This is a genomic window from Sphingomonas sp. Leaf242 (assembly GCF_001422045.1).
Taxonomy (GTDB): Bacteria; Pseudomonadota; Alphaproteobacteria; order Sphingomonadales; family Sphingomonadaceae; genus Sphingomonas.
In genome coordinates, this window is sequence record NZ_LMLW01000008.1 from 1 (window position 1) to 15,653 (window position 15,653).

15 protein-coding genes are annotated in these 15,653 nt (G+C 66.1%); 6 read left to right on the plus strand and 9 right to left on the minus strand.

What is annotated here, in order from left to right:
- Window positions 1-132: 132 nt before the first annotated feature.
- The 4 genes from egtD to ASF09_RS07920 form a co-directional block, all read right to left on the minus strand.
- Window positions 133-1,110 carry an L-histidine N(alpha)-methyltransferase gene (gene egtD, locus ASF09_RS07905; protein WP_060525753.1) on the minus strand — a complete coding sequence of 326 codons (978 nt, stop codon included), beginning with the start codon at window positions 1,108-1,110 and terminating at the stop codon, window positions 133-135.
- Entirely contained in the window at window positions 1,110-2,378 is a 1,269-nt protein-coding gene (gene egtB / locus ASF09_RS07910) for an ergothioneine biosynthesis protein EgtB (RefSeq protein ID WP_082444173.1), read from the minus strand. Before egtB ends, egtD begins: the two co-directional genes overlap by 1 nt.
- A 48-nt stretch (window positions 2,379-2,426) precedes the next feature.
- Window positions 2,427-3,011 (minus strand): cob(I)yrinic acid a,c-diamide adenosyltransferase, encoded by a 585-nt coding sequence (locus tag ASF09_RS07915; protein ID WP_060525755.1) that lies wholly within the window; start codon window positions 3,009-3,011, stop codon window positions 2,427-2,429.
- A 158-nt stretch (window positions 3,012-3,169) separates the two neighbouring features.
- Window positions 3,170-3,400: a twin transmembrane helix small protein gene (locus tag ASF09_RS07920; protein ID WP_056052241.1), complete on the minus strand. Its 231-nt coding sequence runs from the start codon at window positions 3,398-3,400 to the stop codon at window positions 3,170-3,172.
- Window positions 3,401-3,483: 83 nt separating this feature from the next.
- Here ASF09_RS07920 and ASF09_RS07925 point away from each other — a divergent pair, with 83 nt between their 5' ends.
- Entirely contained in the window at window positions 3,484-3,834 is a 351-nt protein-coding gene (locus ASF09_RS07925; RefSeq protein WP_060525756.1) for a DUF3147 family protein, read from the plus strand.
- 290 nt (window positions 3,835-4,124) lie between these two features.
- Here the strand turns inward: ASF09_RS07925 and gluQRS are convergent, their stop codons facing one another.
- Complete coding sequence (gluQRS, locus tag ASF09_RS07930; protein WP_060526267.1) at window positions 4,125-4,976, minus strand: tRNA glutamyl-Q(34) synthetase GluQRS; 852 nt, start codon at window positions 4,974-4,976, stop codon at window positions 4,125-4,127.
- Between the two features lie 92 nt (window positions 4,977-5,068).
- Between gluQRS and ASF09_RS07935 the strand changes: the two genes are divergently transcribed.
- The 3 genes from ASF09_RS07935 to ppc all read left to right on the plus strand — a co-directional run bounded on the left by ASF09_RS07935 (window position 5,069) and on the right by ppc (window position 8,921).
- On the plus strand, window positions 5,069-5,635 hold the full coding sequence (locus ASF09_RS07935; protein WP_056052248.1) for an HNH endonuclease: 567 nt from the start codon (window positions 5,069-5,071) through the stop codon (window positions 5,633-5,635).
- A 25-nt stretch (window positions 5,636-5,660) separates the two neighbouring features.
- On the plus strand, window positions 5,661-6,035 hold the full coding sequence (locus ASF09_RS07940; RefSeq protein WP_082444175.1) for an EF-hand domain-containing protein: 375 nt from the start codon (window positions 5,661-5,663) through the stop codon (window positions 6,033-6,035).
- A gap of 210 nt (window positions 6,036-6,245) precedes the next feature.
- Entirely contained in the window at window positions 6,246-8,921 is a 2,676-nt protein-coding gene (gene ppc, locus ASF09_RS07945; protein WP_060525757.1) for a phosphoenolpyruvate carboxylase, read from the plus strand.
- 150 nt (window positions 8,922-9,071) lie between these two features.
- On the opposite strand, the gene ASF09_RS07950 is transcribed toward ppc, so the two are convergent.
- Together ASF09_RS07950 and ASF09_RS07955 are read right to left on the minus strand one after the other, a co-directional pair.
- Complete coding sequence (locus ASF09_RS07950) at window positions 9,072-9,464, minus strand: acyl-CoA thioesterase (RefSeq protein ID WP_200912549.1); 393 nt, start codon at window positions 9,462-9,464, stop codon at window positions 9,072-9,074.
- Entirely contained in the window at window positions 9,461-11,515 is a 2,055-nt protein-coding gene (locus ASF09_RS07955; RefSeq protein ID WP_060525759.1) for a S9 family peptidase, read from the minus strand. The genes ASF09_RS07950 and ASF09_RS07955 overlap by 4 nt, the downstream gene beginning before the upstream one ends.
- A gap of 227 nt (window positions 11,516-11,742) precedes the next feature.
- On the opposite strand from ASF09_RS07955, the gene ASF09_RS07960 reads away from it, so the two are divergent.
- Window positions 11,743-13,035 carry a methyl-accepting chemotaxis protein gene (locus ASF09_RS07960; protein WP_082444239.1) on the plus strand — a complete coding sequence of 431 codons (1,293 nt, stop codon included), beginning with the start codon at window positions 11,743-11,745 and terminating at the stop codon, window positions 13,033-13,035.
- A gap of 24 nt (window positions 13,036-13,059) precedes the next feature.
- On the opposite strand, the gene ASF09_RS07965 is transcribed toward ASF09_RS07960, so the two are convergent.
- Window positions 13,060-13,446 (minus strand): hypothetical protein, encoded by a 387-nt coding sequence (locus tag ASF09_RS07965; RefSeq protein WP_060525761.1) that lies wholly within the window; start codon window positions 13,444-13,446, stop codon window positions 13,060-13,062.
- A 226-nt stretch (window positions 13,447-13,672) separates the two neighbouring features.
- Here ASF09_RS07965 and ASF09_RS07970 point away from each other — a divergent pair, with 226 nt between their 5' ends.
- Window positions 13,673-15,472 (plus strand): aminopeptidase P family protein, encoded by a 1,800-nt coding sequence (locus tag ASF09_RS07970; RefSeq protein ID WP_060525762.1) that lies wholly within the window; start codon window positions 13,673-13,675, stop codon window positions 15,470-15,472.
- On the opposite strand, the gene ASF09_RS20660 is transcribed toward ASF09_RS07970, so the two are convergent.
- The gene (locus ASF09_RS20660; protein WP_168371626.1) at window positions 15,465-15,602 is read right to left on the minus strand and encodes a hypothetical protein; all 138 of its coding nucleotides are present in this window, start codon (window positions 15,600-15,602) and stop codon (window positions 15,465-15,467) included. The two genes, ASF09_RS07970 and ASF09_RS20660, sit on opposite strands and share 8 nt — an antisense overlap.
- Between the last annotated feature and the right edge of the window lie 51 nt (window positions 15,603-15,653).

Genomic DNA, 15,653 nt, shown 5'->3' on the forward strand with positions numbered 1-15,653 from the left:
CAACCAGAACAACGCCATCTACCGCCTCCATCGTCACACACTCTGTGAATCAGGAAGCTCCATTCAGATCAATAGACTGATTGGGTTTGAGCCCTAACATCGCTCTAATCGGCAACTTTGGGCAGCCGCCCCTCAGGGTGCCGGCCGCTCTACCTGCGCCTCGGCCAGATACACGCCGAACAGACCTTCGGGATCGGTCCACGCCGCCACCGGCGTCCACCCGCCGGACCGCAACAGGATCCGCGCATCGCGTGCGCCGTATTTGTGCGAATTTTCGGTGTGTATCGTCTCGCCCGCAGTCATTTCGAACGATCGCCCATCGACGGTAAACGCGACGTCGCGCACCGCCTCAAGATGCATCTCGATCCGCGCGCGATCGTCGTTCCACACCGCCTTGTGACGGAACGCATCGACCGGGATATCGCCGTCCAGTTCGCGGTTGATCCGCTCGAGCAGGTTCAGGTTGAACGCCGCCGTCACGCCCTGCGCATCGTCATACGCGGGCACCAGAACGTCCTCGCCCTTGATCCGGTCCATCCCGATCAACAGCATCGCGCCGACGCCAAGCGACGACCGCATCGCGCGCAGCAGATCGACCGCCATCAGCGGAATCATGTTGCCGATCGTCGATCCCGGAAAGAAGCCGAGCTTGGGCGTCTCGGCGATCGTCTTGGGCAGGCTCAGCGGCCGCATGAAGTCCGCCTCAAACGGCAGCACCAGCAGGTCGGGGAACTGCTCGCCCAGCACCTTCGACGACTCGCGCAGAAAATCGCCCGAGATGTCGATCGGTACATAGACCGACGGCGCCACGGCCTCGAGCAGGATCGGCGTCTTGGTCGACGATCCCGACCCGAACTCGACGACCGCACGCCCCGCGCCCGCAAGCGTCGCCACCTCGGGACATGCCGTTTCCAGGATCGAACGCTCGGTCCGCGTCGGATAATATTCGGGCAGATCGGTGATCTTCTCGAACAGCTCCGAGCCGCGCCGATCGTAGAACCACCGCGCCGGGATCGCCCGCGGCCGCCGCGCGAGCCCGTCCAGCACGTCCGCGCGGAATTGCGGGTCGGCGAGCGTCTGCTGGCCGTCCTCGATCTCAGGCTTCAACATCAGATATCTTTCGCGAGACGCACGCCGGTGAACTGCCACCGTTGGTGCGGATAGAAGAAATTGCGGTAGCTCGGCCGGGCATGGCCACGCGGCGTCGCGCAGCTGCCACCGCGCAGGATGAACTGCGAACTCATGAACTTGCCGTTATATTCGCCGACGGCGCCCGCCGCAGTCACGAAGCCGGGATACGGGCGGTATGCGCTGCCGGTCCATTCCCAGACATCGCCGAAAAATGCCGGGCCATTCGCCGCAGGCCGAGGCTCGACCGGCCCCGCGACATCCATCTGGTTGCCGCCGCGCGCATCATGCGACGCCGCCGCAGCCTCCCATTCGAACTCGGTCGGCAACCGTGCGCCGGCCCAGCTCGCATACGCATCCGCCTCGAAGAAGCTCACATGCGTCACCGGCGCCGCGGGATCGATCGCGCGCCGCCCGTCGAGCCCGAACCGCGTCCAGCCCGCCTCGCCCTGCTCCCAATAGAGCGGCGCGACGATGCCCTCGGCCTTCACCCACGCCCAACCATCCGCCAGCCAATGCCGCGCTTCGGTGTAGCCGCCATCGGCAATGAACGCCGCCCACTCGCCGTTCGTCACGGTCCGGTCGGCGATCGCATGCGGCACCAGCAGGGCAGCGTGCCGCGGTCCCTCGCAATCGAACGCGAACCCGTCGCCGTCATGCCCGACCTCGACGATCCCGCTCTCGCGCGCGATCCAGCCGATCGGCCCCGGCATCTCGACCGGTACTTTCCGCGGCGCCGGCCACATCGCAGGCTCCAACGGGTTTTCGGAAAACATGTGGAGGATGTCGGTCACCAGCAATTCCTGGTGTTGCTCCTCGTGATGGCACCCGAGCGCGACCAACGCTTGCGCATCCGCCGACAAGCCCGGCAGCGCGTCGAGCAGCGCCGCATCGACATGCGCGCGGTACGCCCGCACTTCGTCGAGCGACGGCCGCGTCACCATCCCGCGCCGATCGCGCGCATGACGCCGCCCCTCGGCCTCGTAATAGCTGTTGAACAGGAACGGAAAACGCTCGTCGTGGAGCGCATAACCGGCGACGTGATCGCGCAACACGAACGTCTCGAAGAACCACGTCGTATGCGCCAGATGCCACTTGGTCGGCGACGCGTCGTCCATCGACTGCACCGTCGCATCGGCATCCGACAGCGGCGCGGCCAGCGCCAGCGACAGCGCGCGTACGGTCGAGAAGCGCTCGCTCAAATCCGACGAATGAGCGGGGGTGAGTTCGGGACGAATAGGCTGCGGCATCGGTTATCCTTCAATGCGTCGCCCAGTACCGCAACGCGCGAACGCCGATCACGCCTGCGCGCGCGTAGCCCCCGGTCGCCATAGAACGTCGCCGGCCCCGTTTTGGTTCACTGCGCGCGACGCCACGAACAGGAAATCGGATAGCCGGTTAACATACGCTAATGCCGCGGGATTCAGCGGCATATCGTGCGTCGCCGAGACCGCGGATCGCTCCGCGCGCCGCGAAATCGCCCGCGCCAGATGCAGCGCGGCGGCCTGCGGCGATCCGCCCGGCAGGATGAAGCTGCGCAACGGCGCGAGGTGCACGTTCATCGCATCGATCTCGCGCTCGAGTCGCTCGACCTGCGCCGGCACGATCCGCAACACCATCTCGGACGGCGCGAACCCCTCGTCGGTCGCAGGCGTCGCAAGGTCGGCGCCGAGATCGAACAGGTCGTTCTGGATCCGCTCCAGCGCGCCGGCGAGCGGATCGTCGCCGAGTGTCACCACAGCAATGCCAATCGCGGAGTTCGCCTCGTCGACATCGCCGATCGCCTGCATCAGCGCGCTCGCCTTCGACACCCGCGACCCGTCGACCAGCCCCGTCGTGCCGTCGTCACCGGTTCGCGTGTAGATCTTGTTGAGCTTGACCATTTTTATCCACCAACACCAGGATTCGTCATCCTGACGAAGGTCAGGAACCAGAGCCCAGAGCGCATCGCCAATTACTCTGGATCCTGACTTTCGTCAGGATGACGGACGCACACCGACTGCGGAAGTGGCCGAACCCCGTGAGTGGGGCAGCCCCTTTCCTAGTTCCGTCCCGCCGCGAACAGGATCACGACGACGATCAGGATCGCCAGCGCCTGGAAGAAGATTCGCTGCTGCATCATCCGATTCGATTTCAGTGACGCCGCGCTCGGGCCGTTGCCGTCGCGAACCTGCGCCGTTCCCTCCTGCAGAAACGACACGACGCCCCGCACCAAAGCCACGACGGTCGCGATCATCGCCGCGATCAGGAGGATGACGAGGAATGTGTTCATAGACGGAATGTAAGCGCGCGCATCGACGCTAGCAATGGCAAGGATTGCATTGCGGATCGCCGCCCGATGCGCGCAGATAGCGCATGCTCTACCTCGCGCTCAAAGCCCTGATTTCCGGCATTCTTATCGCCGCCGCCTCGGAGATCGCCAAACGCTATCCCGGCTTCGGCGCGCTCGTGGCGTCGCTGCCGCTGGTGTCGGTGCTCGGCATGATCTGGCTCTGGCGCGACAAGCCCGACCCTCGGACGATGGCCGCGCACGCCGGCGCGACCTTCTGGTACGTGTTGCCGTCGCTGCCAATGTTCCTGCTGATCCCGGCGCTGCTCCGCCACGGCGTGCCGTTCTGGGTATCGCTGGTGGCCGGGTGCGTCCTGACGATCGCGCTGTATGCGGCGATGACGTGGGCCGCGGCAAGGCTAGGGATCGAGCTGTAGCGCACCCATACAAGCAAAAGCCCCCCCTAACTCAGAGCGCCACCCCGGCGAAGGCCGGGGCCCAGTTGGAAAGGTCGCAGTAACTAAGGATTGCGCCCAGTTGGCAACGTCCCCCAATTGGGCCCCGGCCTCCGCCGGGGTGGTGGCACGTTACAGGCGCCATACCCTCCTCCTTGTTTCCCCGCGAAGGCGGGGACCCAGACTGGGCTCCCGCCTTCGCGGGAGAACAAGGAGGCATAGGCTGCCATCCGCTTCTCAGCACACCTTGCGGCTGACTCGGACGCCGACGATCAGCAGCGCGAGACGGCCGCGATCACCCCACCCCGCACCCGAGCCGCCAGCACCACCCCATCCTCCCCCGCCGCCCGCATCTCAGCCAGCGACAAAGCCCCATCCCGCTTAGCCAACCGCCGCCCCGCAGCATCCACCACCAGCGGGTGATGATGATACGCCGGCACCGCCAACCCCAGCAAAGCCTGCAAAACCCGGTGCACGTCCGTCGCCGCGAACAGGTCCACCCCGCGCACCACGTCCGTCACCCCCTGCGCCGCATCATCCAGAGTCACCGCCAGATGATAGCTCGCCGGCGCATCCTTCCTCGCCAGCACGACATCCCCCTGCGCCAGCGGATCGGCGACAACCGTCCCCGCAATCGCATCATGCCACGCAAGCACGCCAGTGACCGCCACGGCCTTCGCCATGTCCAGCCGCCAGCAATGCGCCACATCCCCCCGGGCAGCGACCTCCTCCGCGCTCAGACCGCGACAAATCCCCGGATAGACCGGCCCGACATCCCCCTGCGGCGCCGACGCGCTCGCCGCGATCTCCGCCCGCGTACAGAAACAGGGGTAAACTAGCCCGCGCGCCTTCAATGCCGCTAGCGCAACATCATACGTAGCCAGCCGCTCCGACTGAAACACCAGCGAGTCCCACCGCAACCCAAGCCACGCCAGATCCTCCAAAATCCCCGCCACGAACTCAGGTCGACTCCGCGTCCCATCGATATCCTCGATCCGCAGCAGGAACCGCCCGCCCCGCTCACACGCGTAATCGTGCGCGCGGATCGCCGACACCGCATGGCCCAGGTGTAACCGCCCCGTCGGGCTCGGCGCGAACCGCGTGACGACCGGTTCGTCGCTCACCACGCTTGACCGACCGCCACGCGGCGTGCTGTCATGGCGGTGTCATCGCTGTCGTCCATAGGGCGCTCTGCGAAGCCTGAGTGGGAGGAGCCGTGTTTCACCCCGATCTGATGCGTCATCCGGATGGTTGTCCGGCGCTCGTGCTCAATGCCGATTACACGCCGCTTTCCTACTATCCGCTCAGCGTCTGGCCGTGGCAAACCGCGGTCAAGGCGGTGTTCCTCGACCGTGTCGACATCGTCGCCACCTATGAACGCGAAGTCCGCAGCGCCAATTTCGCGCTGAAGCTGCCCTCGGTGATCGCGCTCAAGCAGTTCGTCCGACCGTCGCAATTTCCCGCCTTCACCCGCTTCAACCTGTTCCTGCGCGACAAGTTCACCTGCCAATATTGCGGCAAGCTGCGCGATCTCACTTTCGACCATGTCGTCCCCCGCGCGCAAGGCGGACGTACCACGTGGGAGAACGTCGTCACCGCCTGCTCGCCCTGCAACCTCAAGAAAGGCGGCCGCACGCCGAAACAGGCGGCGATGCCGCTCCACATCGAGGCGATCCGCCCGACCAACTGGCATCTGCAAGAACACGGCCGCAGCTTCCCGCCCAACTACCTGCACGACACGTGGCACGACTGGCTGTACTGGGACATCGAACTCGAGGCCTGACGGCATCGATACGACGGGAGATTCTATGCAGGTGAAACTGGTAACGGCGCTCGCCGCGACAGGAATTATGGTGTCCGCGTGCGGCGACAAGGACGCGCAGCGCGCACAGGCCGACGCCAACGCGGTCGGCTTCGTGCCCCCATCGGTAACCTCGCGGCTCGATTTCGGCGCCAGCTTGGAGCGTCGTTTCCGGACGCTCGACCGCAATGGTGACGACCGCATCACCAAGGACGAACTCCCCTCGCCCAACTCTCGCATCAGGGCGTTCGACCGCAACAAGGATGGCGTCATCACTGCGATCGAGTGGAGCGAAGGCACGCTCGCCTGGTTCGACAAGATGGACCTGAACCACGACGGCACGGTCACGTCGGAAGAGCGTACGGAGTCGCGTAACCGGTAACCATCTACCGTTCCGTCATCCTGACGAAAGTCAGGATCCAGGGTAACGGCACGCGGCTTTTTTGGCTCTGGATCCTGACTTTCGTCAGGATGACGCGAGAAGATAAATCCGACATTAAATTACACGCAATCAGCGTTTTTCATTCGAACCCACTCCTTCACGGCACCAAAGCTGGTTGACCTGATCCCTGCCGCAGCGCAGCAGGGAATCATGGCAAGCCTCCCCGCAATCGCGAACAATTCCGACATCCGCTTCCTCGGCAAACTGCTCGGCGACGTCATTCGCGCCTATGGCGGCGAGCGCCTGTTCGAGGCCACCGAGACGATCCGCAAGGCATCGGTCGAGCGCCACCGCGATGCCTCCGAAGGCAAGCCCGGCGACGATCGCGCGGTCGACCTCAGCCTCGAAAAGCTCAGCCTCGACGAGACGCTCGATTTCGTCCGCGGCTTCATGCTGTTCTCGATGCTCGCCAATCTCGCCGAGGATCGCCAGGGCATCGCCGCGGAAGACGGCGCCGACCTCGCCTCCGCAATCGCACAACTCGAATCCGAAGGGATCGACCGCACCCAGATCCGCAAGCTGCTCGACCACGCACTGATCGCCCCCGTGCTCACCGCGCACCCGACCGAAGTGCGCCGCAAAAGCATGATCGACCACCGCAACCGGATCGCCGAGCTGATGGGCCTGCGCGATCTCGGCCGCGACACCACGCCCGACGGCGACAGCGTCGACGACGCGATCCTCCGCCAGATCGCTTTGCTCTGGCAAACCCGTGTCCTGCGCCGCGACCGCCTCTACGTCACCGACGAGGTCGACACCGCGCTCAGCTACCTGCGCGACGTGTTCCTCCCCGCGCTCCCCGCGCTGTACCAGCGCTGGGACCGCGCGCTCGGCGAACGCACGCCGAGCTTCTTGCGCCCCGGCAGCTGGATCGGCGGCGATCGCGACGGCAACCCGTACGTCACCGCGGACTCGCTCAAGACCGCGCTGGCAAAGGCGAGCGAAGCCGTGCTCGGCTATTACTGTGACGCGGTGCACGCACTCGGCGCCGAACTCTCGATCTCGACCGAGCACGCCCCCGCCGATGCCGCGGTGCAAGCGCTCGCCGACGCCAGCGGCGACGATGCCGCCAGCCGCAGCGACGAGCCCTATCGTCGCGCGCTCTCCGGCATCTACGCGCGGCTGTCCGCGACGCACGACGCGCTGACCGGCAAGCACGCCCCCCGCCCCGGCCGCCTCGTCGGCGAGCCCTACGCCAACCCCGCCGACTTCCGCGCCGACCTCGTCACGCTCGCGCACGGCCTCGGCATTGCGTTGAAGACCGGCGGCGCGCTCGGCCGGCTGATCCGCGCGGTCGAGACGTTCGGCTTCCACCTCGCAACGCTCGACCTTCGCCAGAACAGCGCCGTCCACGAACGCGTCGTCGCCGAACTGCTCAAGGTCGCCGGCGTCGAGGATGATTACCTCGCGCTAGACGAAGACGCCCGCGTCGCGCTGCTCCGCCGTGAACTCGCCAACGCCCGCCCGCTCACCTCGCGCTTCGCCGAATATTCCGAGGAAACCGCCGGCGAACTCGCGATCGTCCAGGCCGCCGCCGACGCGCACGCCGCCTACGGCCCCGCCTGCATCACCAACTACATCGTCTCGATGGCGCAGTCGGTCAGCGACCTGCTCGAAGTGAACCTGCTCCTGAAGGAAGTCGGCCTCTACCGCCCCGGTGAAACCCCGACCGCAGCGATCATGGCCGTGCCCCTGTTCGAGACGATCGGCGATCTCGAAGCCGCCCCCGCCGTCATGAGTGCCTGGTTCGCGCTCCCCGAGATCGCCACGATCTCCAAGGCGCGCGGCCATCAGGAAGTGATGATCGGCTATTCGGACAGCAACAAGGACGGCGGCTACCTCACCTCCACCTGGCAGCTCTCGAAAGCCTCGACCGCACTCAAACCCGTCTTCGCAAAGGCCGGCGTCGGCATGCAGCTGTTCCACGGCCGCGGCGGCGCAGTCGGACGCGGCGGCGGCTCGGCGTTCCGCGCGATCCGCGCGCAGCCCTCGGGCACCGTCCAGGGCCGCATCCGCATCACCGAGCAAGGCGAAGTCATCGCCGCGAAATACGGCACGCGCGACGCCGCGATGACCAACCTCGAAGCGATCGCCTCGGCCACGTTGCTAGCAAGCCTCGAACCCGAACGCCTCTCCAACGCCGACAACGCCAGCTTCTCCGCCGCAATGGACACGCTCAGCGACACCGCATTCCACAGCTACCGCGACCTCGTCTACGGTACGGAGGGCTTCCGCACCTTCTTCCGCCAGATGACGCCGATCGCCGAGATCGCCGGCCTCAAGATCGGCAGCCGCCCCGCCAGCCGCACCAAGTCCGACCGCATCGAAGACCTCCGCGCGATCCCCTGGGTGTTCAGCTGGGCGCAGGCGCGCGTCATGCTCCCCGGCTGGTACGGGGTAGGCCGTGCGATCGCCGATTTCGAGGACAAGGCGCTGTTGAAGGACATGGCGCAAGGCTGGCCGCTCTTCGCTTCTGCCCTCGCCAACCTCGAAATGGTGTTAGCCAAGTCCGACATCGGCATCGCCGAACGCTATGCCGGGCTCGTCGAGGACGACAAGCTCCGCGAGATTTTCACCACGATCCGCGACGGCTGGCACCAGACCCACGACGGACTTCTGCAAGTCACCGGCCAGTCGCGCCTGCTCGAAAAGCACCCCGCCCTGGACGCCTCGATCCGCCTCCGCCTGCCGTACATCGAGCCACTCAACCTCCTCCAGATCGAGCTGATCAAACGCCGCCGAGCAGGCGAGGACGACCCGCGCATCGGCGAAGGCATCCTCCTATCCATCAACGCCATCGCCACCGCCCTGCGCAACAGCGGCTAAAACTCCCTCGCCCCTCCGGGGAGAGGGAAGGGGCCCGCCGCGCTTGCGGTGGGAAGGGAGAGGGGCATGAGGCTCGGGACGCCGATTCCCAACGCCCCTCACCCTTCCGCGACTACGTCGCTCCCTCCCTCTCCCCGGAGGGGCGAGGGACTAGGAATAAAACGGCGCAGCGACATCCTCGCGCACCCGCATCAACCGCCCGGTCGCCCGATCCAGCAAAGCCCAGGTCGTCACCGCCTCCAGCTTCACCCGCCCATCATCCCCGACAAACCGAACATGCCGATCGAACCGAGCCCCCTTAGGCGCCCCCTCGACCCACGTCTCGCCATTGACCGTCTCCCCCGCGACGACACTCCCGCGGTAATCGATCTCATGCCGCGTCACGACCCACACATACGCCAGCTTGTGCTCAGGTGGCGCCACAGCCTCCCAATGCGCAGTCGCGATGGCCTGGATCCACTGCACCCAGACCGCATTGTTCACATGCCCAAGCTCGTCGATATCCGCGTCCTGCGCCGTGATCGAGAGCGTGAACCGGCTCACCCCGCGACGCCCAGCTGCCACAGCACGAACGCGTGTTCCTCCGCGCCCTCACGCAGCGATTCGAACCGCCCCGACTTGCCGCCATGCCCGGCGCCCATGTTGGTCTTGAGCAGCAGCACGTTATCGTCGGTCTTCATCAACCGCAGCTTGGCCGCCCACTTCGCCGGCTCCCAATAGGTCACCCGAGGATCGTTCAGCCCGCCGCTGATGAACATCGGCGGATAAGCCTGCGCCTTGACGTTGTCGTACGGCGAATACGACCGGATCAGCTCGAACGCCGCCTCGTCCTCGATCGGATTGCCCCACTCCGGCCACTCGCCCGGCGTCAGCGGCAAACTCTCGTCGAGCATCGTGTTCAGCACATCGACGAACGGCACATCCGCGATCACCGCACCCCAAAGCTCGGGATCCGAATTGACCACCGCGCCCATCAGTTCGCCACCCGCAGACCGCCCGGCGATCGCGATCTTCCCCGCCGACGTCCACTGCGCGTCGACCAGCGCCTTCGCGACATCGACGAAATCGTTGAACGTGTTCGCGCGCTTTTCCAGCTTGCCGTCGAGATACCATTGCTGGCCAAGATCGTCGCCGCCGCGGATATGCGCGATCGCATAGGCGAACCCGCGATCGAGCAGGCTCATCCGCCCGGTCGAGAAGCCCGGCGGAATCGCATAGCCGTACGCGCCATACGCATAGAGGAACAAAGGCGCCGACCCGTCGCGCACGAACCCCGCCGGATACACGATCGAGACCGGGATCTCGGTCCCGTCCCGCGCGACGATCTTCAGCCGCTCGGTCGCATATCTCGCCGAGTCGTAGCCGCTCGGGATTTCCTGCACCTTGAGCATCGTCCGCTCGCCGGTATCGACGTCGTAATCATACACCGTCCCCGGCGTGACCATCGACTCATACCCAAGCCGCAATACGGTCATGTCGTATTCGGGATTGTCCCCCAGCCCGGCGACATAGCTCGCCTCGGGAAAATCGATCCGCTTGCCCTCGGTCGGCGTCTCGTACCGGTGGATCGCGATCTGATCGAGACCGTCCTCGCGCCCATCGACGACGAAGAAGTCCTGATAGCACTCGACCCCGGTCATGTAGAAATGCGGCGAGGCCGGAATCAGCTCGCTCCACGCATCCGGCTCCTCGACCAGCGCAGTGCACAGCCGGAAATTCGGATCGACGTCGTTGGTATGGATGAACAGCGTCCCGTCATGCTCGTCCACATCATATTCGCGACCCACCTTCCGCGCCGAAACCAGGATCGGCACCGCAAGAGGCTCGTGCGCAGGCAGCAGATACAGCTCGCTCGTCACATGATCGCTGGTCGCAATCACGATCCACTTGCGCGAGCTCGTCTCGCCGACGCCGACGCGAAAGCCCTCGTCTTCCTCGTGGAACAGCACGACGTCCTCGGAGATCGGCGTCCCCAACCGGTGGAACCGCGCATTGTCCGTCCGCCACTGCTCGTTCGCCAGACCATACAGGAAGCCCGCATCGTCCGCGGTCCAGACGATCTCGCTGAGCATCCCCGGGATCACGTCGGGCAGATGCTCGCCGGTATCCAGATCCTTGACCCGAACCTCGAACCGCTCGCTGCCATTGTCGTCGATCGCATAGGCGAGATAGCGCCCGTCATTGCTGATCGAGAACGCCCCAAGCCGGAAATACTCGTGCCCCTCCGCCAGCGCCGGCTCGTCGAGCAACAGCTCGTCGTCACCCCCTGCGACAGGTTTCCGCCACCATTTCTTGTACTGCCCGCCGGTCTCGTACGCGGTCCAATAGAGCCAATCCCCATCCTTCTGCGGCACCGAGGATTCATCCTCCTTGATCCGCGCTTTCATCTCTTCGTAGATCGTGTCGGTAAGCGCTTTGTGCGGCGCCATCTGCTCTTCGAAATACACATTCTCGGCGGCGAGATACGCGAGCACGTCGGAGTCATCGACCTCCGGATAGTTCGGGTCCTTCAGCCACGCATACGGATCCTCGATCGTCACGCCATGCGTGGTAAAGCTGTGCGGCCGCTGTTCGGCGATGGGGGGCGTGGTCATCCCGGTGTGTTAGCCGGGCAGCCGACGGAAGCCAACGCCCGTCCCCGTGCGGGATACGGACCCGTCCGCCACCCGAAACCCCCTAACAGAGCGTTAAGCAGAGTATGAAGAATTTATTGCCGTTGTGGACCTAAACACACCGCAGGTTCGCCTAGAATGTGTGTTGTTTACAAAGCGGAGAAAATAGATTGCTGTGGTTTCAGGAGGTTGCGCCGATCCGTCAGAAGATGATGATCGCGTTTAGCGGTATGACCCTCTTGGTCGCGCTTGGCGTGATGACGACCTTCGTGGCGGCGGTTGCGGGCTACCCGATCGTCGGTCTGGCCCTGGGAGCCGCGATCACGATCGCTGCGGGTTGCGCCGGTGCCCGGATCCGAACGGCCGTGTGCGATCCGTACGTCTCCACCGTCGTGCGCATGGAAGCGCTCGCCAAGGGCGACCTTGACGCGCCGATCGCCCACACCGCGTATCGGGATTGCGTCGGGCGGATGACCAAGGCGATGTTCTCGTTTCGAGAGACGGCGGCGGCAAGGCTCAAGCAATCCGCTGCGCAGGACGAGATGATCGCGGTCTTCCGCGACCACCTCGAAAAATTCGGCCGTGGCGATCTGACCGCCAGCATCACTGCCGACCTGATGCCGGAATATCTGCCGTTGAAGACCGACTTCAACGCCGCGATCGACTCGATGCGCAACCTGATCGGTTCGGTATCGGACAGCGCGGCGAGCATCCAGACCGGCTCGGGCGAGATCGCCCAGGCCTCGGAAGATCTTGCCCGGCGTACCGAGAGCAATGCGGCGTCGCTGGAGGAAACCACCGCCTCGGTGACGCAGATGGACGCGCGGCTCCGCGCATCGGCGGCAGCCGCGACCCGCACCGTCCAGCGCGCGAACCAGACCATCGCGACGGTCGGCAGCGGGCGAACGGTGGCGGAAGAAGCCGTGCAGGCTATGGGGCGGGTGTCGGAGAGCGCCAAGGGCATCGACAGCGTGATCGAAGGGCTCGACAAGATCGCGTTCCAGACGCGCGTGCTGGCGATGAACGCCGCGGTCGAGGCGGGCCGTGCGGGTGATGCAGGGCGTGGTTTCGCCGTGGTCGCCGACCTCGTCTCGGCGCTGGCGATGCGCGCCGAGGAAGAAGCCAAGCGGGCGCGTGATCAGCTGACCGTGACGCAGACCGAAGTCGTGACCGCGGTCGAGGCCGTGACGCGCGTCGATGGCGCGCTGAGCACCATCGTCGACGACGTCGCCGAGGTGCACGAACTGCTCGCGACGATGGCCGCGGACAACCAGGCACAGTCGGCGGCGATCACCGAAATCTCCACGGCGATCGGCACGATGGACCAGTCGACGCAGCAGAACGCGGCGATGGTCGAGGAAACTTCCGCCGCCGCCCGCAATCTCGCGAACGAAGTGCGATCGCTGTCCACCCAGGCCGCGAGCTTCAAGATAGCGCGCGGCGATGGTCCACGGTCGACCGCACGCAAACCGGACTACGCGTCGCGAGCCGCCTATGCCTAACCGGTCGACCGTTCGATCAACGGCTCATGAACGGCAGATCCGCATCGCCACCGCGTCCAGCTCGCGATCGTAGCTGGCGCGCTCGGCCGCGCTGAGGAAGCCCTGTTTCTTCACGAAACGGTCGGTCGCATGACGCACCGCCTCGACCTGCTTGAACAGCGTGTCGGCCTGTCGCTGCGTCAGCCGGCGTGCCTTGCGGGCGGTGCCGAGGTCCGCTTCGAGGATGTTCGCGCGCATCGATATATGCGCCTGTCGGGCATCCTTGATGCTGCCGCCGGTCTCGGCCTTCAGCGTGTGTTGGGCGCGAATATCGCAGCTCGGATAGGTCTGCTTCAACGACTGCGCGTCGGCACCGCCAGTAGCGAAAATCGGGGCAGCGACGGCGAGGGCTACGGCAAACACGGCTTTCATCGGACACTCCTTGCAGCATCGCGGATCGATGCGGCACGCCGTGTACGCCCGGCAAGCTGAACGGCGCCCGTGCGGCGGGCATCGTGACCGAAGGGTACGATACCCGACCACGCTCGATAGTCCGGATCGGCCTCTCGTTTCGCGATACTGTCGCCCGGAACCGACCAAGATGCTATCGCGCTGCTTTGCCGTCCACGCGCCATTTCCAGACCAGAGAGTCCGCCCCATGCCGACCCCGACCGACCGCCTCGCCGCCCTGCGCGCGCAGCTCGCAACCGACCGTCTCGACGGCTTCGTGATCCCGCTGACCGACGAGCATATGAGCGAATATGTCGGCGGGTACGCGCAGCGGCTCGGCTGGCTGACCGGGTTCGGCGGGTCGGCCGGGACCGCCGTAGTCCTCGCCGACCGCGCCGCGATCTTTACCGATGGCCGCTACACGATCCAGGTCCGCGACCAGGTCGACGGCGCGCTGTGGGCGTATGCCGACGTGCCCCAGACCAGCCCCGCCGCGTGGCTCGCCAAGCACGCCCCCGAAGGCGGCCGCATCGGCTACGACCCGTGGCTTCACACCGGCGGCTGGGTCGCCGACGCCACCGCCGCGCTCGCCGATCGCGGCGCGACGCTGGTCGCGGTCGACGCCAACCCGGTCGATGCGATCTGGACCAACCGCCCCCTGCCCTCGCCTGCCAAGCTCACCGTCCAGCCCGACGCGTTCACCGGCGCGTCCTCGGCCGAGAAGCGCGCAAAAATCGCCGACTGGCTCTCCGAGCAGAATGCCGACGCGGTCGTCCTCACCGCGCTGGACTCGATCGCCTGGGCGCTCAACATCCGCGGCAACGACGTCGATCACACCCCTGTCGCGCTCTCTTATGCGATCGTCGGCGCGGACGGCACGACCGACCTGTTCGTCGCGCCCGACAAGCTCGACGACGCGGTGCGCCAGCATCTCGGTAACGCGGTTCGCCTGCATGATCGCAGCGCGTTTTCAGCGGCCCTCGCGACCTATGCCGGCAAGCGCGTCGCCGCAGACCCCGAACGCGCGGTCGCCGCAATCACGCAGGCGCTGCAGGCGGGCGGCGCGAAGATCCTGCCGCTGCGCGATCCCGTCGTCCTCGCCAAGGCGATCAAGAATCCCGTCGAAATCGCGGGCCACCGCGCCGCCTCCGCGCGCGACGGCGCCGCGCTCGCGCGCTTCCTCCGCTGGGTCGAAATCGAGTGCGTGAAGGGGAGCCAGACCGAACTCAGCGCCGCCGCCAAGCTGCTCGCGTTCCGCGAACAGACCGGCGCCCTGAAGGACACCTCGTTCGACACGATCTCCGCGACCGGCCCGCACGGCGCGATCCCGCACTATCACGTCACCGAGGAATCGAGCGCACCGATCGAACCCGGCCAGCTCTACCTGATCGATTCCGGCGGCCAATATGCCGACGGCACCACCGACGTGACGCGCGTCATGCCGATCGGCGAACCGACCGCAGAGATGCGCGACCGCTTCACGCGCGTCCTCAAGGGCCATATCGGCATCGCCACCGCGGTCTTCCCCGACGGCACGATGGGCGGCCAGATCGACGCGTTCGCACGCCGCCCGCTCTGGGAAGCCGGCCTCGATTTCGGCCACGGCACCGGCCACGGCGTCGGCGCGTATCTCGCGGTCCACGAAGGCCCGCAGCGGATCGCCGCGCCCAACTACCCCGGCGGCGCGGCGATGGAACCCTTACGCGCCGGCATGATGCTCTCCAACGAGCCCGGCTATTACAAGGCCGGCGAGTACGGCATCCGCATCGAGAACCTGATCCTGATCGAACCCCGCGCGATCCCCGGTGCGGACCGCGCGATGCTCGGCTTCGAGACGCTCACCTTCTGCCCGATCGAACGCACGCTGATCGAGCCGACGCTGCTGACCGCGGCCGAGCGCCAGTGGGTCGACGACTATCACGCGAAGGTGATGGCGGTCCTGACCCCCGAAATGACCGACGCGGAGGATCGCGCCTGGCTCACCGCCAAGTGCGCGCCGCTCAGCTAGAGGGCTCGTCCTTGATCGCAGGCGCCGCGCCCACGGCCCGCGCCTGCGCCTTCCGTCGCCGCAGATTCTCGCGCAGCGCAGCCGCCATGCGCTCGGCCTTCTCCGCCGCCTTTCGATCCCGATCGTCCATAAATACGCCCTACATTGCGGCACGACAGCTTGACAATCGCGCCGCCCTCGT